This is a genomic window from Roseburia sp. CLA-AA-H209, from assembly GCF_020687575.1.
Taxonomy (GTDB): domain Bacteria; phylum Bacillota; class Clostridia; order Lachnospirales; family Lachnospiraceae; genus Roseburia_C; species Roseburia_C amylophila.
On record NZ_JAJEQU010000002.1, the window covers coordinates 86,155 to 110,271 of the forward strand.

20 protein-coding genes and 3 pseudogenes are annotated in these 24,117 nt (G+C 38.3%); all 23 read right to left on the reverse strand.

Features of this window, described 5'->3' with window-relative positions:
- Complete coding sequence (locus LKD41_RS02890) at positions 1-477, reverse strand: hypothetical protein (protein ID WP_178180704.1); 477 nt, start codon at positions 475-477, stop codon at positions 1-3.
- Between the two features lie 29 nt (positions 478-506).
- Positions 507-1,205 (reverse strand): PoNi-like cognate immunity protein, encoded by a 699-nt coding sequence (locus tag LKD41_RS02895; RefSeq protein WP_227700337.1) that lies wholly within the window; start codon positions 1,203-1,205, stop codon positions 507-509.
- A 33-nt stretch (positions 1,206-1,238) separates the two neighbouring features.
- Complete coding sequence (locus tag LKD41_RS02900) at positions 1,239-1,583, reverse strand: hypothetical protein (protein ID WP_227700338.1); 345 nt, start codon at positions 1,581-1,583, stop codon at positions 1,239-1,241.
- Positions 1,570-3,321, reverse strand: coding sequence for a T7SS effector LXG polymorphic toxin (locus tag LKD41_RS02905; protein ID WP_227700339.1), 1,752 nt, complete (start codon positions 3,319-3,321; stop codon positions 1,570-1,572). Before LKD41_RS02905 ends, LKD41_RS02900 begins: the two co-directional genes overlap by 14 nt.
- A gap of 17 nt (positions 3,322-3,338) precedes the next feature.
- The gene (locus LKD41_RS02910; protein WP_147340206.1) at positions 3,339-3,638 is read right to left on the reverse strand and encodes a hypothetical protein; all 300 of its coding nucleotides are present in this window, start codon (positions 3,636-3,638) and stop codon (positions 3,339-3,341) included.
- Positions 3,639-3,667: 29 nt separating this feature from the next.
- On the reverse strand, positions 3,668-4,105 hold the full coding sequence (locus LKD41_RS02915) for a YwqH-like family protein (protein ID WP_227700340.1): 438 nt from the start codon (positions 4,103-4,105) through the stop codon (positions 3,668-3,670).
- 1 nt (position 4,106) lies between these two features.
- Positions 4,107-4,433, reverse strand: coding sequence for a DUF4176 domain-containing protein (locus tag LKD41_RS02920; protein WP_118087698.1), 327 nt, complete (start codon positions 4,431-4,433; stop codon positions 4,107-4,109).
- Between the two features lie 342 nt (positions 4,434-4,775).
- Positions 4,776-7,982 (reverse strand): carbamoyl-phosphate synthase large subunit, encoded by a 3,207-nt coding sequence (gene carB / locus LKD41_RS02925; RefSeq protein WP_227700341.1) that lies wholly within the window; start codon positions 7,980-7,982, stop codon positions 4,776-4,778.
- On the reverse strand, positions 7,982-9,052 hold the full coding sequence (locus LKD41_RS02930; protein WP_022243003.1) for a carbamoyl phosphate synthase small subunit: 1,071 nt from the start codon (positions 9,050-9,052) through the stop codon (positions 7,982-7,984). Before LKD41_RS02930 ends, carB begins: the two co-directional genes overlap by 1 nt.
- 596 nt (positions 9,053-9,648) lie before the next feature.
- Entirely contained in the window at positions 9,649-10,938 is a 1,290-nt protein-coding gene (locus LKD41_RS02935; protein ID WP_227700342.1) for a ComEC/Rec2 family competence protein, read from the reverse strand.
- A 122-nt stretch (positions 10,939-11,060) separates the two neighbouring features.
- Entirely contained in the window at positions 11,061-11,561 is a 501-nt protein-coding gene (locus tag LKD41_RS02940; RefSeq protein ID WP_227700343.1) for a replication initiator protein A, read from the reverse strand.
- Between the two features lie 354 nt (positions 11,562-11,915).
- Positions 11,916-12,429: pseudogene (locus LKD41_RS15895) on the reverse strand (site-specific integrase); the annotation flags it as partial.
- 139 nt (positions 12,430-12,568) lie between these two features.
- The gene (locus tag LKD41_RS02950) at positions 12,569-12,820 is read right to left on the reverse strand and encodes a DUF262 domain-containing protein (RefSeq protein ID WP_227700344.1); all 252 of its coding nucleotides are present in this window, start codon (positions 12,818-12,820) and stop codon (positions 12,569-12,571) included.
- 74 nt (positions 12,821-12,894) lie between these two features.
- Positions 12,895-13,464, reverse strand: a complete 570-nt coding sequence (locus LKD41_RS02955) for a hypothetical protein (protein WP_227700345.1) — start codon at positions 13,462-13,464, stop codon at positions 12,895-12,897.
- Between the two features lie 209 nt (positions 13,465-13,673).
- Positions 13,674-13,862: pseudogene (locus tag LKD41_RS15900) on the reverse strand (cell filamentation protein Fic); the annotation flags it as partial.
- Positions 13,863-14,118: 256 nt separating this feature from the next.
- Positions 14,119-15,807, reverse strand: a complete 1,689-nt coding sequence (locus tag LKD41_RS02965) for a recombinase family protein (RefSeq protein WP_331470876.1) — start codon at positions 15,805-15,807, stop codon at positions 14,119-14,121.
- Between the two features lie 6 nt (positions 15,808-15,813).
- Positions 15,814-16,818 carry a virulence RhuM family protein gene (locus LKD41_RS02970; RefSeq protein WP_227700346.1) on the reverse strand — a complete coding sequence of 335 codons (1,005 nt, stop codon included), beginning with the start codon at positions 16,816-16,818 and terminating at the stop codon, positions 15,814-15,816.
- A 728-nt stretch (positions 16,819-17,546) separates the two neighbouring features.
- Positions 17,547-19,991, reverse strand: coding sequence for an ABC transporter permease (locus LKD41_RS02975; protein WP_227700347.1), 2,445 nt, complete (start codon positions 19,989-19,991; stop codon positions 17,547-17,549).
- Complete coding sequence (locus tag LKD41_RS02980; protein WP_227700348.1) at positions 19,988-20,662, reverse strand: ABC transporter ATP-binding protein; 675 nt, start codon at positions 20,660-20,662, stop codon at positions 19,988-19,990. The genes LKD41_RS02975 and LKD41_RS02980 overlap by 4 nt, the downstream gene beginning before the upstream one ends.
- Before the next feature lie 136 nt (positions 20,663-20,798).
- Positions 20,799-22,064, reverse strand: coding sequence for a sensor histidine kinase (locus tag LKD41_RS15645; RefSeq protein WP_255669422.1), 1,266 nt, complete (start codon positions 22,062-22,064; stop codon positions 20,799-20,801).
- Entirely contained in the window at positions 22,040-22,729 is a 690-nt protein-coding gene (locus LKD41_RS03000) for a response regulator transcription factor (RefSeq protein ID WP_117914274.1), read from the reverse strand. Before LKD41_RS03000 ends, LKD41_RS15645 begins: the two co-directional genes overlap by 25 nt.
- A 49-nt stretch (positions 22,730-22,778) precedes the next feature.
- Positions 22,779-22,913: pseudogene (locus LKD41_RS16025) on the reverse strand (tRNA (uracil-5-)-methyltransferase); the annotation flags it as partial.
- 216 nt (positions 22,914-23,129) lie between these two features.
- A complete protein-coding gene (locus tag LKD41_RS03010; RefSeq protein ID WP_178061366.1) occupies positions 23,130-24,041 on the reverse strand; it encodes a hypothetical protein in 912 nt (303 codons plus the stop codon).
- Between the last annotated feature and the right edge of the window lie 76 nt (positions 24,042-24,117).

Genomic DNA, 24,117 nt, shown 5'->3' on the forward strand with positions numbered 1-24,117 from the left:
CTACTCTCCTATCAAATTTTTACCGTTTTCATCCATCCAATATCTCTGTTTTTCTGGTATTTCTTCTGTAAAATCCTGATACCTTCCTGTCCAACCATCTGGAACAAACGCTTCAAAAGATTCTGGTTCAGCATAATACGATATAAATACCCGATTTTCAAAATCTATTAAAATAGATGGATTATATGCTAATTTATCATTATAATCAGATTCCTTCATTAACATTTTCTTTAATTCTTCGGCTGTAATTTTATATTCTTTTATATGATCCAAAAATTGTGTTTTTGACAATTCATTTACTACTTTTATGCCAAATCTGGAATCATCATCAAAAGTATCATTATAGCCTTTCTTACGATATGCTTCTTCTAGCTTAGGATAATCTAAAAAGCAATAATCTTTGTCTAAAATATACCACGCTATACAGCCGCACGATTTTATTGCTACTATAATATTTTCTGCATATATTGGTTTCATAATATATTGCCTCGAATCATTTACTAATTTTACTTTTTGTAATGAACCAAATCGTATGGATAATATGGAACATTTTTCAAATTACTGTCATCTAATTTTAATATTTTTGCAATAACTCCTGCTTCAAAACTCCAATAGCCATAATACAATTTTTCTTTTGCTTTATGAATATCGTACCATCCCATATTTTTATGTCCCACATACCAATATTTTTCTAAATATTCTTTTAATTTTTCAACTGCTTTTTCTCTATTTGCAACAATATCCGTCAGCTTATCATATGGGAAGCCAAAGGAATAGTCTCCTTCCAGTTGTTCTATGCTTCCATGCATTTTGTAATTAACAAAAAATTCCAGCAAAGCATCTTTCCGATTATATTGAGTTACCAAATCCGACAATATACCAAACTTTTCTCTACTTACATCAAATAAAATTGCAAGTGCCATCATCCACAGCATATCAATATAGCTGGAATTACCATTCCAATACAATGGCATATCATTTAATAACTGCATAAAATCATTTTCTAATTTTTCTATATCTTCACCACTAGAATATCTTGCAATAAGTAATTCAAATTGTATAGCATCAATCTTTCTTTTTACCGAATAAATTCTATCTTCTCTTACCTCATTATTTTCTAATTTATTTTGAAAATTTTTTATTCTTCCTGTCTCTTCCAAAATATATTCCCTAAAATATTTTTCATTCATTACTGTATCACGCAATGTCTGTTTCTCCTTAGTAGTGCTTCTTTCATATCATCGCCAACGATGCGCTTTTAAGAATTTATCCGGAATTCTTAACTTCAGTTCTCTTTCTAATTCTTTAAAAAAGACATCAAAATCAGCTTCTTCCCACCATTGTTGTGAGTTACTTAATGCCACTGTTCTTTCTCCATATAAAATGCAACATCCAAATCTTCCTCTTTCATAATTCAACCTTATTGGAAAATAATCATATGCTGTAAATTCCACGCTAAATGCTCGGTTATTCACATCATCATATACGTCCAAAATGCAAAAATCTTTAACTTTATCCCCCATTTTTTCTTTTGCCATTTTAGTAAAATTAATTGCCATTGTCTGTGTCTCATTTAATTGCATACCAATATCCTCCATTTTCTAATAATCCTGTATAATTATATCTACTTTTCAAATAATTCCATTCATCCCCTAATGCCGTTTCGCTCCACTCTCTTGGATCTTGTCCAAATCTTATTACTTTATCACTTAAAACAGCATCATCTAATGCTTTTGTGTTAAACAAATCAAACATTTCTTTATCTGTCAATCCATACATTTCCTCTATTTCATCCCACATTGTTCCTAAGCTAAAATATGTATCCCCTGTTTCTTCAGCTCTTGCCACATATGAACCAGATTCAATTGTTCCATCAAAATATTTTCCTAGAGTCATACTTTTTGCATCTGGATTATGTATTGACATTTCTTTTATTTTTTCATATTCTTCCACTGGTATCTTTCCAATTACTTTTTTATCAACTATATCTAATTCTCCAGCAGTCGATTTTTCTCCAATATTTCCATTTTCCTCTATGTTTCCTATGCCAGAAACATTCTTCTTCACATCCAGCTTATCAAGCCCATGTGAAGTAAGTCCGCTGGCCAGCATTCCTGCCATCATTCCCACAGTCTGGTTTCCCGATAAATCTGTTGTCAATTTCGAGACACCCTCGCCCGCCAATGTTGAAAGTCCTTCTTTGGCAATTATCGTTGAACCGCTTCGAAAAGTAAGTTTTCCTACTGTCGAAGCTTTTCCAATTGGAATAAAGGCTGATGCTGCGAAAGAAAATACACCCTCCGTAAAATAATACGCCTCTTCATTTCCCTGAAAGACTACTTCTTTTAGCCGATTCACAGCCGTACTGTCAAGATCACTAATACTTCCATAATAAACATCCTGTGCCCCTTCGGCTGTATCTGTAATTCCAAAAACGGTTGTTCCGCTTCCAATCATTGTACCTGCGGCTACCACTGCCGGAGTTGCTGCTCCAAGCGATGCTGCAATACATGCTACACCAACTACAACCAGTACAATTCCGCCGATTGCTTTTATAACACCTTGCACTTCCCGTTCTTCTGCCGCATCTTTTAACTGCTGTTCTACATCCCATATTGCATCATAAGTTTCCTGATTGACTGTATGCTGCTGATAAAAATATTCACTCAGGTATGCCAGTGTATACACATCGATGTCAGTATAAAAACTATTACTTGTATAAGTAGTGATTGATGTTTTACTGGTTCCTATTTTCCCAAGGCAGTTTTTTATACTGTCAACCATGAGATCTACTGTATTTTCAATAATTGTTACCGTAGTACTTTCCTGTGTCTGAATTGTCTCAATAAAATTCAAAAGTTCCTGATCCAATTGTTCATGTAGTTCTATTATACCATTTGTTCCCGGTGTATTCACGCCTGAAATATCTGAGATATTAGATACCGCCTGCTGTACACTCTGAGCATAAGATTCCGTATCCGCTGAATTCGTAGCCAGTTTTGTGCGGAACTCCCGGATTGCTTCCTCATCCAGCCTAAAATTCGTCGAACCATCTATCTCATTATAACATGCCTTATGATAAGCAATATCATCTAGCATATTTTGCGTTGCCACCTTTAAACAGGATATCATAGTAATATGTACATCATATAAATAATTTTTTGCTGCTGTTGCCGTCTCTCCTATAAACTGGTCACTCTGAATAAACTGATTTATACTTCTTTCACACGTTTCCAACTTACTTATCAAGCCTTCCAGCTTTGACTTATACTCCCATAACAGATTATTTATATCTGTATATTTGATTACAAACCCTTCCATTCTTCTCCCCCATCCTTCTATGGATGTTCCAGTAAATCTAACAATGTATTACTTTCCTTTAACTGATTACTCTGCTCTCTGTCCCGTTCTATCCAGGAATTTGATATTTCAGATATATTGCATATATCCGAAATCAATATCTGTTCATAAGCACTTACTATATTTGCAAAACTCTCATAACTGCTTAAAAACTTCTCCAATGCTTCTGATTTTCCACTAATATCTGTTGTTGTTGCCTCCAGCGAAAGACCACATGCATCCATATACATTTTTCCGATATCTGATTCCGTGGCTATCTCATCTAAAATAGTTATCATCTGTTCCACTCCTGTTTTAAACATTCCTGCTAATTAAAAAAGTTTCGAATTTTTGTACATAAATCATCCCATGCATTTACCAGTTTCGAAAGTGCTCCATATTTCTCATTCTGTTTTTCCTTTAAAGCATTAATCTCCCAGTTGATTTCATCTTCTACACTATCAATACCGGAAATATATCCATCATATCCTGTTTTCAATCCGCCACTCTCACAGATTTCATAAAAATACTGTGCCTTATTTCCCGTCCATAATGATTCATAGAAAGTCGGCATATTACTATGAATATTCTTTATATCCTCCAACGCTTCCTTTGCATCATCCAGGGTATTATAAGCGACCCGAAGTCTCTCAATCTCAGCTTCTATATCATTAATTTCGCTCTTGTATGATTCCTGTTTTTTCTCATTTGCACTTTTCTGTGATTTTAAACTTTGATATTTGGAATTGTCATATTTTTTAGCCATATTAATTCCTCATACTCTGCTTCAGTCTTCGAACATCTGCCCGCTCTACATCAAGACTCTCCATTGCTTTTTGAATATTATCAACCATTATTCTCTCATCATCATCCGTATACCCCTTAAATACTACCTTGTTAATATCAGATGCCTGAAAATACATTAACCGGTCTCCCATCATTCCTTCCGGATAAGTACATGCTCCATAATCAAAAAGTTTGTAATCTCCATTTATCTTTAGCTGTAGTCCTCTTGCTACGATTACATACTTTTTTACACCTCCATGCACAATAACAACACTTCCTAACGGCAGATAGTCCACTCTCTCTTCCATTTTGCCACCTCATATGCATACTTATTCTATTTTTATTGCCTCATATCATTTGGGATTATCACCGGAGAATTCCGGAATCTATGAATTGTACTATCTAATCATTTCATCTCATTTTTTCATAGCTCAGTACTCCCGCTGATTCTTCAGCAACTACCTATCAGATTAACCATTTTACATTTCTTTGTCAATTGTCATTTTTATTCAAATTATGTTTCCGTTTTTGTATATATTATATAAACGCTGCCTGTGCCTGCTACCGGCAGCTTCTTACAGATGCCTGACAGAAAAAATTTCAGCCCCATGTGTTCCAATCGAAACACATGAGGCTGTTTTGGGTTGCTCTTAAATATTCTTCACGGTTGCAATATCTACCAGAGTAAGCTCTGACTGAGCATTTTCCAAGCTGGTTGCCAGTGCGTTGGCTGTATCCATTGCTGTGATACAGTATACGCCAGTCTCAATTGCATTACGACGAATCAGGAATCCGTCACGGTTCTTATCACCATTTCCCTGGGTCGGTGTGTCGATGACAAGGTCAATCTTATGACCTAAGATTAAGTCCATAACGTTTGGTGACTCCTGGGTAATCTTATTGACACGCAGTGCATCTACGCCATGCTCCTGTAAATATTTTGCAGTACTTCTGGTTGCATAAATCTTGTAGCCTAAGGCTGCAAAACGTTTTGCTACACCGACTGCTTCCGGCTTGTCCGCATCTTTTACAGTCATAATCATCTGCTTATATTTCGGAAGCTGAACGCCTGCTCCTAAGAAAGCTTTGTATAAAGCTTCATCAAAGGTCTTGGCAATTCCTAAGCATTCTCCGGTGGACTTCATTTCCGGTCCAAGGCTGATTTCTGCTCCACGCAGTTTCTCGAAGGAGAATACCGGCATCTTGATTGCGATATAATCTGCGGTTGGTGCAAGTCCCGGTGTGTAACCCATTCCCTTGATGGTATTTCCAATGATAACCTTGGTTGCCAGGTCTACGATTGGGATACCGGTAACTTTACTGATATATGGTACCGTTCTTGAAGAACGTGGATTTACTTCGATGACATATACCTGCTCGTCCATTACGATAAACTGGATATTAATCAGTCCTACTACATGTAATGCCTGAGCCAAACGCTTAGTATATTCTACCAGCATTTCTCTTACTTCATCACTGATGGTCGGTGCCGGATATACGGAAATACTGTCTCCGGAATGTACTCCGGTACGCTCGATATGCTCCATGATACCTGGAATTAAAATATCTGTACCATCGCATACGGCATCTACTTCGATTTCCTTACCCATCAGGTATTTATCAACCAGAATCGGGTGATCCTGCGCAATACGGTTGATGATTCCGATAAATTCTTCAATCTCTTCATCATTGTATGCAATCTTCATACCCTGTCCGCCCAATACATAGGAAGGACGAACCAGTACCGGGTAACCCAGACGGTGTGCAACTTCTTTGGCTTCTTCTGCGGTAAATACAGTTCCACCTGCTGCTCTTGGGATTCCGGTCTTCTCTAAGATTTCATCAAAGAGCTCTCGGTCCTCGGCAGCATCTACATCTTCTGCCTTGGTTCCAAGAATCTTGACACCCATCTTCATTAAGCTTTCGGTCAGCTTGATTGCGGTCTGTCCACCAAACTGAACTACAGCTCCGTCCGGTTTTTCCAATTTTACAATTGCCTCAACATCTTCCGGTGTCAACGGCTCAAAATACAGTTTATCTGCAATATCAAAGTCTGTTGATACAGTCTCCGGGTTGTTATTTACGATAACTGTCTCCCAGCCTTCCTTGGCAAATGCCCAGGTGCTGTGTACGGAACAGTAGTCGAACTCGATACCCTGTCCGATACGGATTGGACCGGAACCTAATACCAGTACTTTCTTCTTCGGTGTTGTCTCTGTTGCTTCGTTTTCACTGCCAAATACGGAATAGTAATATGGAGTGGATGCTTCAAACTCTGCGGCACAGGTATCAACCATCTTAAAGGCTGCTACGATACCATTTTCGTAACGCATGTCATGAATTTCTTTTTCACTCTTTCCAGTAAGATCTGCAATGACTTTATCCGGGAATTCCATACGTTTTGCTTCTTTTAAAAGCTCTACGGTAAGTGGTTTTGTCTTTAAATCCTGCTCCATCTCAACTAAGATAGCCAGTTTGTCAATAAACCATTTATCAATCTTTGTAATCTCATGAATTTTATCATAAGATACGCCACGGCGCAGTGCTTCTGCAATAACCCAGATTCTGCGGTCATCTACTACATGTAACTGCTCCTGTAACTCCTCATCAGAAAGCTTGCTGAAGTCATAGGATAAAAGACTGTCTACATGCTGCTCTAAGGAACGGATTGCTTTCATCAGGGCACCTTCAAAGTTATTGCAGATACTCATAACTTCTCCGGTTGCTTTCATCTGTGTTGTTAACGTACGTTTTGCAGTGATGAATTTATCAAATGGAAGTCTTGGGATTTTTACTACGCAGTAGTCTAACATCGGCTCAAAACTTGCATATGTCTTTCCGGTAATTGCATTCTTGATTTCATCTAAGGTATAGCCCAGTGCAATCTTTGCAGCAACTTTTGCAATCGGATATCCGGTTGCTTTGGATGCTAATGCAGAAGAACGGGATACACGAGGATTAACCTCGATAACACAATATTCGAAGGTTTCCGGATGCAGTGCGTACTGTACGTTACATCCACCGGTAATATTTAATTCGGAAATGATATTAAGTGCAGAAGTACGCAGCATCTGGTACTCTTTATCACCTAATGTCTGGGAAGGTGCTACTACGATAGAGTCTCCGGTATGTACACCAACCGGGTCAATGTTTTCCATATTACATACAGTAATACAGTTTCCATTGGCATCACGCATTACTTCGTACTCGATTTCCTTCCAGCCTGCGATACAACGTTCTACCAGTACTTCTCCGACACGGCTCAGACGAAGTCCGTTGGATAAAATATCGATAAGCTCTGTCTCATTATGTGCGATTCCGCCGCCGCTTCCTCCTAAGGTATAAGCAGGACGAAGTACAACCGGATATCCGATGGTATTGGTAAATTTGATACCATCTTCTACATTGTGTACTACCTGGGATGGTGCACATGGCTCACCGATTTTTTCCATGGTATCCTTAAATGCCTGACGATCCTCAGCCTTAAAAATTGTCTCAGCAGTTGTACCAATCAGTTTGACACCATGTTTCTCTAAGAATCCGGATTCTGCCAACTCCATACCAAGGTTAAGACCTGCCTGTCCACCTAAGGTAGGAAGGACGCTGTCCGGTTTTTCTTTTATGATAATCTGCTCTAATACTTTTGCAGTTAATGGCTCGATATAAACTTCATCTGCAATATCCTTATCTGTCATAATGGTAGCAGGATTGGAGTTTACCAGAACAACTTCGATTCCTTCTTCTTTTAAAGAACGACATGCCTGTGTTCCTGCATAGTCAAACTCTGCAGCCTGTCCAATGACAATCGGACCTGAACCAATTACCAATACTTTTTTAATATCTTTATTCTTAGGCATTATTTCGTTCCTCCCATCATCTCAATAAAACGGTCAAAAAGGTAAGCAGAATCCTGTGGTCCCGGACATGCTTCCGGATGGAACTGTACGGTAAAAATGTTCTTTCCGACATACTCTAATCCTTCGTTGGTTCCATCGTTTACATTTACAAATGCCGGTTTTGCAATTTTCTCATCCAAGGTATTGGTATCTACTGCATAACCATGGTTCTGGCTGGAAATGTATACACGGTTGGTCTTTAAATCCTTAACCGGATGATTTCCTCCACGATGACCATATTTCAAATGATATGTGTCTGCACCGGTTGCAAGTGCCATCAGCTGATGTCCCAAGCAGATTGCAAAAATCGGTGTGTCAGATTCATATAATTTACGAATCTCTGCAATAATCTCCTTGCACTCCTTCGGGTCTCCAGGTCCATTACTTAACATGATTCCGTCCGGATTCGTGCTTAAAATTTCTTCTGCTGTGGTGTGTGCCGGATAAACGGTAACTTCACAGCCTCTTTTATTTAATGACTGGGCGATGTTTCTCTTAGCACCAAGGTCTAACAGTGCTACTTTTTTGCCCTTTCCAGGCAATACGCTTTTCTCTTCACAGGTTACTTTATCTACCACATTTCCTGTGGTGTAAGCCTTTAATTTTGGAATAATCTCATCCAGATTGTAATTCTCATCTGTTGTAATCATTCCATTCATTGTTCCCTTTTCACGTAAGAGCTTGGTTAATGCTCTGGTATCAATTCCTGCAATTCCCGGTATATCGTATTTTTTCAGAAAATCCTGAATGGTTCCTTCACAACGGAAATTACTTGGCATTCTGGATAATTCTCTTACGATATATCCATCTACCCATGGACGTCCTGACTCCATATCCGGTGTAATTCCATAATTTCCAATCAAAGGATATGTCATTACTACCGCCTGTCCTGCATAAGATGGATCTGTCAGTACCTCTAAATACCCTGTCATCGACGTATTAAATACGATTTCACTGATGACTTCCCGTGTTGAACCGATGCTGGTTCCGGTAAATACATTGCCATCTTCCAATATAAGAAAAGCTTTCATTTGTTCACCCTGTCCTTTCTATTCTTCCGATACCTGCGCAAAAAAAAAGAGTCAGTCATCTCTTTTTCCTTCCTTTTGCATAAAAAATGCACCAAACCTGCACAGTCTACCTAAATTGTAAAAATTCTACCATATCGGGAAGGTTTTTTCAACCTTTTTCGCAAAACAAATAGTCACTAAGTTTGATGCATATTTATCCATTTTTTATGCATTTTTTCTTTTTCCCTCTATAATAACCACCCTTCCATTTTCCCGGCACGCCAAAAGAAGCTGCCGTACTGCAGCTTCTTTGGTGTTTGTTAAAGAATATCATTTATCTATAGGAGTACGATTAACTGCTCTGCGGTATATTCCGTGCCAGCTTTTGGAAGTTTATAACTTTGAAGCTCGGTGCAGTTCCTCTTCATATTTTGTCAGATACAGGACTCTGCCTCCCGGAAGAATATTTCTTCCGGTGAATATGGATATTGCCGTCTCCATATTCCAAAGGAGTCACTATGATTCACGAGGAGTTAGTTGCTACTAACTTCGTTTATTGTATACTAATCAAATAAAAAGTGCAAGGTGCTTGGCGATTCGTTTTTCTCATTAAATTTTTACTGTGGCGGGTTACATCTTGAGCATGGTGTCAAACCCATGTTCTTCGCCTCTGACAAAGTCACCTCATGGTCACTCTTTTTCAAATACGAGCAGCCTGCCGAATGATATTTTGAACCGGTGTCTGTAATATGTACCATAACGGAACTGCTGTCACTATTTGAACTGCCGGATGCATCTGCAGCTATACCTGCATCACTGCTGCCTGATGATGTAGTGCTGTCTGCTGTGGAATTATTTGCTGTACTATCACTGCTTCCGGTCGGTTCTCCTGCTTTCCAGCTTTCTGATGGGGAGCAGTTCCAGGTGATATCATTTCCATCTGACGTGGCTACAATCGTACCCTGTTCATCGGTACGGAACACGGATATGCCGGCTGCCCGCAGACGGTTCAGCACCTCTGCATGAGGATGTCCGTATTTATTGCCTTCACCGGCACTGATTACCACATAAGTCGGTGATACCTTATCCAAAAAAGCCTGACTTGTGGCTGTCTTGCTTCCATGATGCGCCGCCGCATAGACATCTGCGGAAATATCAATTCCATTATTTAAAATGTCCTCTTCCGCTTTTTCTTCTGCATCTCCGGTAAAGAGGAAACGGTTGTTGCCGTTCTGCACCAGCACACCCACCGACCAGTCATTCATGTCATTTCCATAGTCTGCATTCGGTGCCACGATGGTAAAAGTTGCTCCGCCCAAAGTATAAGTCTCTCCAACTACCGGATAAGTAGTCTGATAGCCCTTGGACTTCATTGCCTGCACCACATCATCATAGGTTCTGGTGTCATTTGCCACATCCGGCATGATAATTGTATCGCAGTCAAATTTATAAATTACTACATCCAGTCCGCCAATATGGTCTGCATCCGGGTGCGTTCCTATGACATAATCCAGTTTCTCTACGCCCTGGCTCATAAGATAGGACTGTACCGTTGTTCCTTTGTCATTATTGCCGGCATCTATCAGCATGTAATGACCATCACAAGCTATCAAGGCAGCATCGCCCTGCCCTACATCTATGAAATGCACCTGCATCTGTCCGGCGGAACTGCTATCTGTCTTATAGGTATTACTGATGACTCCCTCGGTAACAAAATCCTCCGTATCACCACCAGGCTCTGTATTGCTTTCTGTCTCTGTTTCAGTCTGTGCTTCCGCGGCAACGGAACTTTCCCTGTCAGGCTTTTCTTTCTTATTATCTGAATGATTGCCGATTGCTCCGGCTATCATCAATACGAAAATAATAACTGCAATCCATAATTTCTTGTTTCCGGATTTCGATTTCATTTTCCTAACTCCTCCGTTTTTCTTAAAATTTCTTTTCTATTATAATATTTTTTTATGTTTTTTCCACAGAAAAACACTCCAGCCTAAGTCAGAGCGTCATTCCACTTCCATATTAAACTACCTTAATTTACTTCATAATATTTATTTCTTTTATATTTCTCAGTTACTTTACTAGGTGCCACATTTCCGACTCCTGCACAGCCATTTTTTCGGCTAGATGATGGTTGCTTTTCTGACTCTGTTATCGCCATCTTTTCAAACACCTTATTATCAACTGGCTGTAAACCTATCTCATCAGATGGAATTTTTACATATAAATGATTAGGTTTTGAAAATCCACCGAATCTGCGAACCAATAATCCCTCATCATCTAATTCCTTCAATGTTGTTTTTACAGAAGATTTGCATTTGCCGATTTGAACAGACAATTCATCTATTGGAAATATCAGATAAACGTTTCCATACTTGTCTATCCAGCTATTCTTTCTCGATATCCGCGCCCGGTCATACAAAATCATATAAAGGAATTTTGCAGTTTGAGAAATTCGCAGTTTTAGCAAAAACTTCGGAAACCGGAAGTACTGAATCCTCTGCTCTGACTCCTTCATGTATTCATATTTCATTCTTTTCTCGCCTCATTTCTGTTTCTAACTGTTGTAAAAATCATTTTTATGCCGGCTAAAAAATGTTCTTACACATATACAAAAGATGAAGGGCATAAACACAGGCTCTTGATAAAAATTTTTTATTTTTCCTGCAAAAAATACCCTTTCATTAATACGAAACGCTGAAAGGTATTTTTACAGCCCCTGAGGAAAACTTTTTTACTTTTTCAGTTAATTGAATATTTGAAAACAAAAAAACATTCACTTATTCCAGTGATATGCCTTATCAAAATTTTCTTATTTTGGTGTCTGTGACGCTTACTCAGAAACGCTTGCGTATCTGCTAAAATGTAATCGCCTGCAATTATATTTTCACGTGGGTATGGGGACGCAATCCCCATCAAGTTTAAAACCCGTGAATAATACAAAATTGTCAAAATGACAATACTGCGCATGTCGTAATCCATGGATTCGGATTCTTTTCACTCCTGCAAGCTTTGCTCCCCTATCCATTTCGTGATGCAGATAGCTTTTTGAAATGGTAAAAATTCTGTCATCCATCTTGATTCCGTATATGCTTTTTATAAAATCCTCCATCTCTATAGTAAGGAAATCCGGCATGACAATGGTTCTGTTACTCTTTGGTGTTTTCGGGTCTGTAATTACATCTTTACCTTCCAGCCTCTGATATGACTTGTTTATCCGAAGCGTTTTCAAAATTGAAATCACCCGGTGTCAAGGCAAGCAGCTCACCTTCACGAATACCAGTCCAATAAAGTATTTCAAATGCATAATACGAAATAGGCTTATCTGCCACACACTCCAAAAATGCCTGAAATTCCTCCTGTGTCCAGAACTCCATTTCCTTATTTTCTTCTTTACCCATTCCTTCTTTGCTTCCTCGCTCTTTAATGAAAACCACTCTCTTATGAAGGTATAATTTCTGTGAATATTATATTGAGTAACTTTATTCGCAAAGTTCTTCTCTAATATCGTACAATTAAAACCCTCTTCAATACACTGTTTCAAAAGCACCAATGAAATAATTCTTTGCTGCCGTCCACTACATCAAAAATATCATCTTTTGTCTTATGGAGAATTATTGTTCCAATACGATACTTAAAATCAGTTCTGTATCTATCTGCATCACTTATTGCATTCGTAATATCAGATAATAAATCATCTATGTTCTGAATATCCCATTTATACGGCCTCTGATAATCAGGAATATCCAGCTTCATATTCAATAATTCATTTATACTTTTTATCTCAGCCATACGTTCACCACCTGATGTTATAAAAATGATCTTGCAGCATCCTGAGCTGCATTCCTATATTTCATAAATTTTTCTTATCTTATATATTCATTATCAGTAACACCATGTTCATCTAGCAATTGATCTAAACTTTTCCCTGCCAAAGAATGATGTAATTCTCTGTCCACCTTGTCACAAATGATGTCGTCAAACTTTTTTCTATCATTCTTCGCAACAGTAAGCAGCCTCTCCATTTCACTTATTGTCACAAGCCAGTAATAGTTATCATTTTCTACATCACATTCAGGCATGTCCATAATTTGTTCTAAAATTTCAGGTTTAAGATAATCCTCATATAGCAAAATGATTTTTATATACTTACCAGCACCGAAATCATTTTCAGTTCTTTCAAGTTGTCTCATTGCCTTAATTACAGTCTTAACTGCAAAACTCTTTATTGCACTTACGTCTGTTCCCTGCTGTTTTGCAGACAATCTCATAATCGCCGATTTCTGTTCAACAAGTATTTTATGTTTGCCACAGCATATTTTCCAATCAGCTCTCTTCTCCTTTTCTTCTGGAATCTTTTCATATTCATTTTTATCTAAAGTACAACCAAGTAATTCTGCAAAATACTTTTCAAACAAATTGCCAAAATAATTCACAAAATCCTGTCGACCAAGATTCTTAAATCTGTCCCTAACAATCCATAAAACACTATGTTCACATAAAAAAATAATTTAAATAAGCACTTATAGATACAACTTCACCTTTTTGTGTATGTATATATGGTTTTGCATACAATATCTGCCTGCGTAAACTCAACCCATGCTAATGTTAGATATGCTATTATCCTCTGCCAAGTAAGTTCTGTTTTAAATTGTTCATTTATCGTTGGTAAACCAACATCATACAATGTGGTCATCATCTTCTGCGTCAGCCATATATTTTCATCCTCATAGCGCATTTCTATGCTGTCCTGTTGATCACCTACAGAGGCAACATAGGTCAGGTATTCCACTGCACTTGAGCGGATGGTTATCCCATCTTTTTTCTTTGCCAAATAAAATGCCTCTTCAATTGCTATTTCTTTTGGGCATTCCGGCTGTCCGCCCTTCTCAGATTTTGGCTTATTATAGTTCTCTCTTTCTATAATGCCATGCTTCTGCTTTATCTGTGCAATATACTTCTTTATCTCCTCATAAGTAGCCTGTCTACGCTCCGCTTCGGTCCGCGCTGAGCAAATGTTCCCTGAACCTTTAGTGCCTCTCAGCTGCCGTTAAATCCATCTCGTCCATGTCAAGTCTCACATTCACATGCTACTTCACCTCATGGAGTTTCGACAACATGCACACAGTCTCATCTGTACTCTCGTTGTCCCAATCCACGCCTAATACATTTCTGCTATTCATATATATAGGAAATTTAAACCGGAGACCTTTTAATATTCTGCCGTCCTTTTGCTCTTCCTCATAGATAAATACATCAGACAGGAAGCTCTTCAAAAATATCTTCTTTTCCAGATCTGTAAATTTATCATACAGCTTATCAAAGAATAAAAGGAACTGGTAAACATTATCTTCTGAGATTTTGTCCTGCCTGATATTATATAGTCTTGTTTCGACTTCTTCCATGGCATCCTCAATATCAGTGATTTCATCATATAGCTTGTCCAAACGTTCCTGCATGTCATTATATTTTTTATCATAATTCTTATCAGATACAGATAAATGATCCATCTGGTCAGCAAGCCTGTTTTTCGCCCCGGTTGTCTGGTTCCGTCTGTCTTTTAATCCATCATATTCCCGATCAAGCTCCGAAGTATCAATGCTGCTTCCTATCTGCTTACGGATTTCCTGCTCAAACTTTGGATTCTTCACAAATTTGCGGATAATTTCCTCAACTGCCGCATTAATCCTGTCCTCATTCCACTGTCTTTTATAAGTACAGCGGTGTCCGTCCACAAGCTTCCTGTGTTTGCAGGCATAATAGAAATAATCCTTATAATAGCCTCCATCCGGATGCTTCTTGCGGTTTACATTGCCATACATACCGCTTCCACAGACAGGACACTTAATAATTCCGGATAAAATATGCTCATGTTCAAGGCTGTGCGTTTTTACCTGTAAAACACCTGTCTCCTGACGCTTTCTGTGTGCCTGATTCCACATTTCTTCTGATATGATTGCCTCATGGATTCCATCATTTAACAAGTAATCCTTTTGTTTTACAATATGATATTCACTCCCTGTTCCCGGAATCTTCTCATTTTTTCTTCTGCCAAATGCAAGCTTACCGCAATATATCGGATTATCCAGCACACCTTTGACGAATGATGTAGAGAAACCTTCAATTGTGTTATTCTGGCGAAGCTTTTTCTTATAACTACTGTTATTTAAAAATGCGGCTATCGCAGCCATTCCCATCGTTGTATTGACGAATTTATCATATATTATGCGGATAATCTCTGCCTCATCCTCTGCAATGATAAGCTCACCATTTACCAGCTGATAGCCATATGGCGCAAATCCGCCGTTCCATCTGCCTTCTCTCGCTTTCTGTCTGCGGCCTTCCATTGTCTGGACAAGAATATTCTCACGTTCTATCTCTGCAACCGCAGATAACACAGATATCATCAGCTTCCCGGCATCCTTGGAGCTGTCAATTCCATCCTCTACACAGATAAGATTAACCCCATAATCCTGCATTTTCTGCAATGATGATAAAATATCTGCGGCATTTCTTCCAAATCTTGACAGCTTAAATACTAACACATAATCAACATCATCTTTACCCTTTTCTATATCTGATAACATCTGTTTAAACTGTGGTCTGCCTTCCACACTTTTGCCAGATTTACCCTCATCAGAATATTCCCCAACGATAGACATTTCCTGATACTCTGCGTATTTTCTAAGCTTATCCTTCTGTGCATCAAGACTGTAACCATCTACCTGCATGGAAGTGGAAACTCTTGTATATATGTAACATTTCTGCTGTTTTTTCATCAGATGTTATCTCCTTTTTACTTCCTTGGAAACCTCTTTAATGCTTTCAAGATATGCTTTTTCGACTGGTGTCAAAGTAATCTCCTGATATTTTCTGTATTCTGACTTTGCTTTCTCCAATGCCTGTTTATGACTTACAGAACCGGAACCAGTTAAAAGCTTTCTGTTTCCTGATGACAAAACACTATCCAATTGCTTTACATAATCATCCATGTACATAGGTTTATGTTCAATTGCATTAATTTCTGCCAAATCAAAATAACCAGATACAAGATTATTTAATACTTTTAGTTCACTCTCATCCAGATAATTTTTTGCAATTCCTATATCTTTTAATGCTGGTAATTCACCTGAAAATGAAGTAAGTCCCATAAATGGTTTTTGTGCATCTGCCCGCTGATATATGACCTCTGCCGCAGTATGACCATGTGCTGCATAGTGAAGTTTATTCTGAACAATTTTAAAGAATCTAACAGACTCTTCGCTATGAGGATTGTAATCTACACTCGTAGCATACAAATCAAGAACCTGACGATACAAGACCTTTTCTGAAGATCTGATATCCCTGATTCTGTCAAGTAACTCTTTCCAGTAATTTCCTCCACCATTTCCTTTCAAACGCTCGTCATCTATCGTAAATCCCTTAATCATATATTCTTTTAACCGCTTTGTTGCCCACTGCCTGAATCTTGTTGCAATCACTGATTTAATACGGTATCCAAGAGAGATAATCATATCTAAATTGTAATAAGTAACATTATATGTTTTTCCATCATCTGCAGTTGTTCGGAATTTCCGAACAACTGAATCCTTATCCAGCTCCCCTTCTTCGAATATATGCTTTATATGTTCACTTATATTTGATTTACTGCATTGATATAATTCAGTAAGCTGCTGTTGTGTCAACCACACTGTATCATCTTCTATTTTAACTTCTATATTTGTCTGCCCATTATCTGTCTGGTATATGAGAATTTCCCCATATTCATCGGTTCCAATTTTATCTGCCATAAGCACCTCTCCAATCCATTACTTCTTAGTTATGAAATGTGAACACATGTGTTCACTATTGTCCCAACTAAATCTTATCATCATTCCAACCTCTGTTCAACAAAAACTTTTTCCATTATACAGTGCAAAATAAAAGAGACTCCACTCGCCATGAATGAAGCCTCCTGATATATGTATACATCCCATAGCATATTATCTACAGGATGCCGGCTGCCTACGCAGCCTTTTTGTCCAGAAGCTGTTTTACTCCACCTAAGTAATAACAGAACCGGTCAAATTGTTTCTGCCTGCTTACTTTCTCGTCATCAATTGAATCCTTGATCATCATACACACCTCTACTTCTTCTTTTATCTCAAGACTTACTAAAATGGAATAGATTTTACTGAATGGTAGTTTTCAAATATTTCTATCTATCACAAATCAATTCTTTCAAGGCACATATCCTGCGATATATCCAGAGTCTTCTATGTCTTTTCCTGCTCAAACAATATTCCTTCTTATATATCAGTCCCCAGCGACGGCTAGATACGCATTAGAGATGTCTCCATCCAAATGCTGTTCTAGCAAGGGATTTTTCCCTTGAACCCTTTGTTTATTATATGTGGGGGCGCTTTCTGCCCCCACTCAGGAAATATTGCTAAAATACAGTTTAGATTTACCATACATACAAATTGGAAGTTATCTATTTTTCCTCTTCGTTAAGACCTAGTTCACTACATATTACTTGCTATCCCTGATACCTTATTCTTTCTACCAGCGTTTCCTTTTTCAGATTACTGCTTAAAACGCAGGAAAGTACAATCTGCAACAGACCGACCAGCAAAATCATAGCAAGAATTGGTGTAATTGGAACATGATAGATATTCATTCCAAATATTCCCATATGTTTTGCATAGGAAAAAAGTGCATAGCCGAGCGGCAGACCAATGATCAAAGCTACGCATATGGTACCAACCGTAAACATCAGTCCCTGTAACTGCAGGCATAAATTTAATTGTTTATTTGTCATACCCACAGCCTGTAATATACCATATTCCTGCTTTTTTGTCGTAATATTCATAATCATGGTATTCGCCATATTCATAAACCCGATGAGTCCTACAATAGCCATAAACAGATAACAGCCAAGCTTCATCATGCTGCTTGCAAATTCGGCAGATTGTAACTGCGCATGATAAGTATCCATTTTTATATGCGAAGTATTAGAAATCAAAGTATTCAGACTTTGTTCTACAGATGCCACATCTTTTTTATCACAGTCCACCCACAGATAGCCATAGGCTGTTCCTCTCGGATTCATGGAACGATATACACCTTCCGGAATGACAAGATAAGTGTCCGCACTTACAAAAGATCCTGCAATCCTTCCCTGATAGGTATAGGTTCCATTTCCATTCTCAAAGTCAAATGCAATGGATTCACCCGGAGCATATCCATCTTGTTCCATCCACGTTGACCAGCCAAAGAAAATATCACCATTCTTTACCGCCTGATCATAGTCCATAGAGCCAATATCCCCTTCTTGGCGCATAAAATCAAAATCCTTTTTACTCACAATATCAGCCGGATATCTTGTTCCGTTCAGATTTACAGAGACAATCTCTCTCGTCATGACATCTGTTACTCCTGGAATGCTTTTGATTTCTTCAATCAGCGAATCATTCAATGGATCGTCCGTCAGAATCGTATCCAGATTATTCTCCGGATATCTTTCATCATACTCAGCAGAATAGTCAAGCTGCAGTTCAAATTGTCCATGATTAACAAAAAGACGTGCTTCATGCTCCGTGTCAATATTTCCCACATAATTAGAGATAATCACAAACAATACGCAGGAAAAACCCATTGTGAGGATAGTACCAATAGTTCTTTTGGGATTACCCGTTACATTTGCCATTGCCATAGAAAACACGGTGACATTTTTTCTGCCATTTCGTTTTCCTTTTTTGTGTGTTTCTGCATTTTCTAAATACCGTGTTGCTTCGATAGGTGAAATCCGTGAAACAATTTTCATTGGTTTACGCAGTGCCAAAGCAACGGTAAGAAATGATACGAAAATACAGAGAAGTATAACAGGCAGGGAAAACAGTGGCACCTGCTGATTTTGGACTCCCATAGAGTCCGTCCCGGTTGATACAAGGTTCCCCTGTTCTACCAGCCAGTTAAAACCGCATTTTGCAATCAGAAAGCCAAAAAGCAATCCAACTGGTATTGAAAAAAATGTCAAAAAAATGCCCTCTCTGAAGATCAGTTGTTTCATCTGCTTTTTTGTCGCTCCCAGAGCCTTGATTTTTCCATACTCCTGTATCTTGTTGACAATACCGACCTGAAAAATATTATAAATGACCACAACAGAGAAAAGTACAATTGCAAGAATCAAAACCCCGCATACCGCAATCGTTTCATAACTCGGCTGCAAGACCCATTGCAAATAGAGATCATTGACTATAACGTTTTTTTCTTCGATCCCACAAGCTGCTGCAATCTGCTTTATAACCGAATCAATATTATTCATAGATACATTTGCAGAATCATTTAAAGTAAAATAAATATTATACTGTCTGTCATTCTCTGCGACGTGCTCATCATAAAACTCCTGTGACCCGAAAGCAACATAAGATGCCTCGATGGTATACTCATCCCGGTCATATAGGATTCCGCTGACAACAAATTCTTCCGGCTTATATTCTGACTGCATCCCTGCGCGGTAATCCAATGTAACCGTATCTCCGACCTTTACATCATCATATCCCATTTCACTAAAAAATGCTCTTCCTGCGACAATTTCCTGCGTTCCCCCCGGATACTTTCCTTCCTTTAACTCATATTCCTTATTATAGGGAAGCATTTTTCTTGCAGTCTCATCCATGCAGACAAAACCACCGTTTTCGTTGCCTTTTATGATACCTTCGGTGCACATAGTGCCTGTAGCATCTATTTCCGCACGGCGGTTTACTTCTTTTAACTGCGAGGCATCTGCTGCGACAAACAAACCATAATTGCTTCCATATGAGCCTGCCGCCTGACTTTTCTGTAAACGGATCATTCCATTTCCCACAGTACTGATAATCACAAGCAGCATCGTAGTCAGACATATGGACATCATAATCAGTATACTTCTTGTCTTGTTCTTTTTGTCATTGCTATATGCAATCCTGCTTATTGTCTTCATCTGAAATCCACCACCTGTCCGTCCTCAATCACCAGAATACGGTCAGCGACCTGTGCAATTTCGTCATCATGGGTAATCATTATAATTGTCTGTCCATATTTTTTTGCTGTCATCTTAAGCAGGGCGATTACCTCATCACTGGTCTTGGAATCAAGATTTCCTGTCGGCTCATCTGCAAATATAATTTCCGGACGATTCACCAGTGCTCTTGCAATTGCTACTCTCTGCTGCTGTCCTCCGGATAACTGATTTGGCAGATTGTAAATTCTCTTTTCAATCCCCAAAGTTGCAATGATATCATTTACATACGCTTCATCCACTTTTCTTCCATCCAGCCCCAGTGGCAGTACAATATTTTCCCAGACATTAACAGATGAAACCAGATTAAATGCCTGAAAAACAAATCCGATTTTTCTTCTGCGGAAAACAGCAAGGGCATCTTCCTTCATCCTGTATAAATCTTTCCCCGCTAAAGTAACACTGCCTTTTGTCGGAGTATCAAGCCCTCCAAGCATATGAAGTAATGTACTTTTACCGGAACCTGACTTTCCGACAATTGCGACAAATTCTCCCTGCTCAATCTGAATGTCCACCTGATTGACCGCTTTGACCTGATTCTCACCCGCGCCATAAAATTTACAAAGCTGCTTGGTTTCTAATATCACACTCATGTGTTGCCTCCTTTTCAATTCTGTAAAGTGTACCTTTTCAACCTACATCCAAATTGTATCAGGATAATCTTTCATTTCACTTTCAAAAAACGAGCAGAAGTCTTACAGAATTGTAAGATTTCTGCCCACTTAAAATTTAACCAACATATGGTAATTGAATCACAAACGTGCTTCCTTTTTTCTTTTTGCCGGAGGTTACCGTAATCGTACCTGCGTGTTTTTCGATAATTTCTCTCGATAGAAAAAGTCCGATTCCTGTACCACTCTTTTCCATGACCTCCCTGGAACTTCCTCTGTAAAATCGTTGAAAAATTTTGTGATACTCATTCTGCGGAATACCAATTCCCTGATCCTCAATTTCCATTCTTACAAGATCGTTTCTTTTTTGTAACCGGATAAATATTTTTGAACCATCCGGGCTGTACTTGATTGCATTATCCAGAACGTTGATCACAGCTTCACCAAGCCACCTTTTATCCTGCATAATCGTGCATGTTTCCAGCTCTTTTTCATAGTCAAAAACGAATTCAATCTCTTTCTCATCCGCTTTAGGATAAGTGCGGTTCACAGCAGATATGACAGTATCCATAAGCGGAAGTTTTTTCTTATTAATCTGAATCAGTCCAGTTTCCATCTTGGATATTTCAAGAAGCGACTGCAATAATGTCTCCAGTCCATCCAGAGCACTCCGACAACGGATACGAAACTCCTCCTGTTCTGTGGCACTTAAGTCATTCTGCATCAGCACACTAAAACATGTATCCAAAGCTGCAACCGGTGTCTTTAACTGGTGAGAAATATCAGAAACCATTTCTTTCGTGTTCTCCTTTTCTGCCCTTGCTTCTTCCTTTGTCAACTGAATATGATGTCCGATTGCTTCAAGCTGGTCATTCAATTTTTCCAGTTCTGCATGATTTTCCGTTTTCAGTAAATCATCAAATTTATTTTCACGGAATCTAATCAGAATTTCTTCCAACTGGTCTAAAATTTTCTGATGACACGCATCTTCTTTTTTCTTCCAATAAAGTAAAAAAGTCAAAAGAAGCACGCATATCACAGTGCTTACAGCACCAGTCACCATAACCTGATGCCAGAATTGCGAATAAAATGCATTCCCTTTATTTCCCCAGTATCCATATTGCTCCAATAATCGCCTCCCCTGTTCGTTCGTTTCAATATCCTTATCCTTAAGCAATTCCGAAACAGCATCCAGCCCGGAAAATTCTTCCTTTGCAGCAATCTCTGTCATAAGATTCATTTTATATTTATAATCTTCATAAAACACATACGTGGTAAAGCAATTTAATATTGCAAACAATACTATGACAGGTAATACCAAGGAGAGCACTACTGTAATCTTCTTGCGATATCTCTTTGTCACTGCCTTACCTCCTGATTCCATATATACCCAAGACCTCTGATATTCTTTATATAGACCGGTGCAGCCGGATTGTCTTCGATTTTCTCACGGAGTCTTCTGATATTGACAGCGATTGTATTTTCATCCACAAAATCCCCTTCCAGATCAAACACATTTTCCAATATTTGTGTTTTTGAAAGAATCTGTTTCGGATTCTGAAGAAAAAAAGTCAGCATTTTCAACTCCGTTTTTGTCAGACTGATTTCACGACTCTTTATCAGGACTTTCATTTCTCCTGCGATAAATACGATATCTCCCGAAATCATCTTTCCGGCTTCCGTTTTCTCCTGTCTGCGGCGGAAATGTGCTTCTATTTTCAAAAGAAGTACCGAAAGACTAAACGGCTTTGTAATATAATCATCTGCCCCTGCTTCATATCCCATGACCTGATCCATCTCCTGATCTAGTGCTGTAAGACAAATAATGTATGTATTATAATTGCATCTCATCCACCTTACAAATTCCAGTCCATTCCCATCCGGAAGATTCACATCACAAATGGTAACATCCACATTATTATCACTTGCAATTCTTTTCGCTTTTTTCACTGATTCTGCTGAAAAAACCTCATATCCGGATTTTTTCAGTGAAAATGCAATTCCACGATTTAAATTTTCATCATCTTCAACCACAAGTATACCTGGCATAGCATATGCGCCTCTCTTTATTAACTATTCTCCTCGTTGCAACGCACAAATTCTTTCCAACTTCAATTCTGCATTTTCTCTTTACCTGCGAAATATACAGATTGGAAACCTTCATGCCGGCATTATGTTCAGACACATACTTCTTTATCTCCTCATAAGTAGCCTGTCTACGCTCCGCTTCGGTCCGCGCTGAGCAAATGTTCCCTGAACCTTTAGCGCCTCTCAGCTGCCGTTAAATCCATCTCGTCCATGTCAAGTCTCACATTCACATGCTACTTCACCTCATGGAGTTTCGACAACATGCACACTGTCTCAATATTCCCCTGAACTTTGATTTTATACTGCATAGCGAAAGTATGCAATAGGTTTTCAAAGTGGGGTGACAATTTTATCCCCCATATCACGAAATAAAATTCAAGATAACATACGGATTACTTTCATTTGATATTTCTCTAATTTTTTCTTTTCGTCCCATATACAAAAAATTCATAATATCATTAAATTCCGTTGTTTCCCAATCATCTCCTGTTAGTATTCCTCTTGATTTATAATGTGGCAATGCACTTTCAAAATCCGTATATAATACACCTCTACTGTTAACCATGTCTCCGACTTCTGAAATCTTCATTTTACATAATATGTACATATTAGCAGGTGAATTATTTCGAATAAGTTCAGCAAACCCTATGCCTTCTTTTTCGGCTATCTCATTAAAGGCTTTTTCCGTCACTGTTCCCATCTTGATTAGTGCGTTCTTCTCTCTTTCAACCCATTCCGTTGCCTCATCAACACTAAAAGCTTTCACAGTTGCCAAAACCAACTTATCTATGACTGAAATATTATCCGGATATTTTTTATACAAAAAACTTAACACCTTATAACGTATTATAGGTGGCAGCATTGAAAAGGAATATAACACGTCATTTCTTGATCCAAATTCGTATTTTTCAAAATAGCTTATCAGCAGATATGATAGCATATCAAATAAACCATCTACCACATTATCAAAGTCCTCTGAGTCAAACCCTCCTAAATATTGCGTATGTGTCGACTGATTTCCTTTGCCACGAACAGTTTCTACAGCTGCTTCAATAAATTCATGGTTAGGCAAATTTTTTATTCTATTTTGAACATTCTTCGCTCCTAAAGTTACTGCCCTATTTGGATCAATATCTAATATTTTTCGAATAACAACCTCTGCATATTTTCTAACAAAAGATATTCTTCCGCTAACGGAAGTATCTTTATAAAATGTATCTCCGATTAAATCTGCAACTAAGCTTTGATATGAGTTATTATTAAAATTACTCATTAACTTATCCTCCTTATCACAAATTTACTTTTGCGAAAAAGTATCCTTCCGCCAAAATGTGTATTTCTTATTCCCA

What these genes read in the sequence shown, in the direction of transcription:
- LKD41_RS02905 (WP_227700339.1), bottom strand. Translation starts at nt 3,321, where the DNA reads ATGGAAGGGTTTGTAATCAAATATACAGATATAAATAATCTGTTATGG.
- LKD41_RS02970 (WP_227700346.1), bottom strand. Translation starts at nt 16,818, where the DNA reads ATGGCAGATAAAATTGGAACCGATGAATATGGGGAAATTCTCATATAC.
- LKD41_RS02940 (WP_227700343.1), bottom strand. Translation starts at nt 11,561, where the DNA reads ATGAAATATGAATACATGAAGGAGTCAGAGCAGAGGATTCAGTACTTC.
- LKD41_RS03000 (WP_117914274.1), bottom strand. Translation starts at nt 22,729, where the DNA reads ATGCCAGGTATACTTGTGGTTGAAGATGATGAAAATTTAAATCGTGGA.
- LKD41_RS03010 (WP_178061366.1), bottom strand. Translation starts at nt 24,041, where the DNA reads ATGAGTAATTTTAATAATAACTCATATCAAAGCTTAGTTGCAGATTTA.
- LKD41_RS02965 (WP_331470876.1), bottom strand. Translation starts at nt 15,807, where the DNA reads ATGAAAAAACAGCAGAAATGTTACATATATACAAGAGTTTCCACTTCC.
- LKD41_RS15645 (WP_255669422.1), bottom strand. Translation starts at nt 22,064, where the DNA reads ATGGAATCAGGAGGTAAGGCAGTGACAAAGAGATATCGCAAGAAGATT.
- LKD41_RS02975 (WP_227700347.1), bottom strand. Translation starts at nt 19,991, where the DNA reads ATGAAGACAATAAGCAGGATTGCATATAGCAATGACAAAAAGAACAAG.
- LKD41_RS02890 (WP_178180704.1), bottom strand. Translation starts at nt 477, where the DNA reads ATGAAACCAATATATGCAGAAAATATTATAGTAGCAATAAAATCGTGC.
- LKD41_RS02930 (WP_022243003.1), bottom strand. Translation starts at nt 9,052, where the DNA reads ATGAAAGCTTTTCTTATATTGGAAGATGGCAATGTATTTACCGGAACC.
- LKD41_RS02935 (WP_227700342.1), bottom strand. Translation starts at nt 10,938, where the DNA reads ATGAAATCGAAATCCGGAAACAAGAAATTATGGATTGCAGTTATTATT.
- LKD41_RS02915 (WP_227700340.1), bottom strand. Translation starts at nt 4,105, where the DNA reads ATGGCTAAAAAATATGACAATTCCAAATATCAAAGTTTAAAATCACAG.
- LKD41_RS02910 (WP_147340206.1), bottom strand. Translation starts at nt 3,638, where the DNA reads ATGATAACTATTTTAGATGAGATAGCCACGGAATCAGATATCGGAAAA.
- LKD41_RS02950 (WP_227700344.1), bottom strand. Translation starts at nt 12,820, where the DNA reads ATGGCTGAGATAAAAAGTATAAATGAATTATTGAATATGAAGCTGGAT.
- carB (WP_227700341.1), bottom strand. Translation starts at nt 7,982, where the DNA reads ATGCCTAAGAATAAAGATATTAAAAAAGTATTGGTAATTGGTTCAGGT.
- LKD41_RS02920 (WP_118087698.1), bottom strand. Translation starts at nt 4,433, where the DNA reads ATGGAAGAGAGAGTGGACTATCTGCCGTTAGGAAGTGTTGTTATTGTG.
- LKD41_RS02980 (WP_227700348.1), bottom strand. Translation starts at nt 20,662, where the DNA reads ATGAGTGTGATATTAGAAACCAAGCAGCTTTGTAAATTTTATGGCGCG.
- LKD41_RS02900 (WP_227700338.1), bottom strand. Translation starts at nt 1,583, where the DNA reads ATGCAATTAAATGAGACACAGACAATGGCAATTAATTTTACTAAAATG.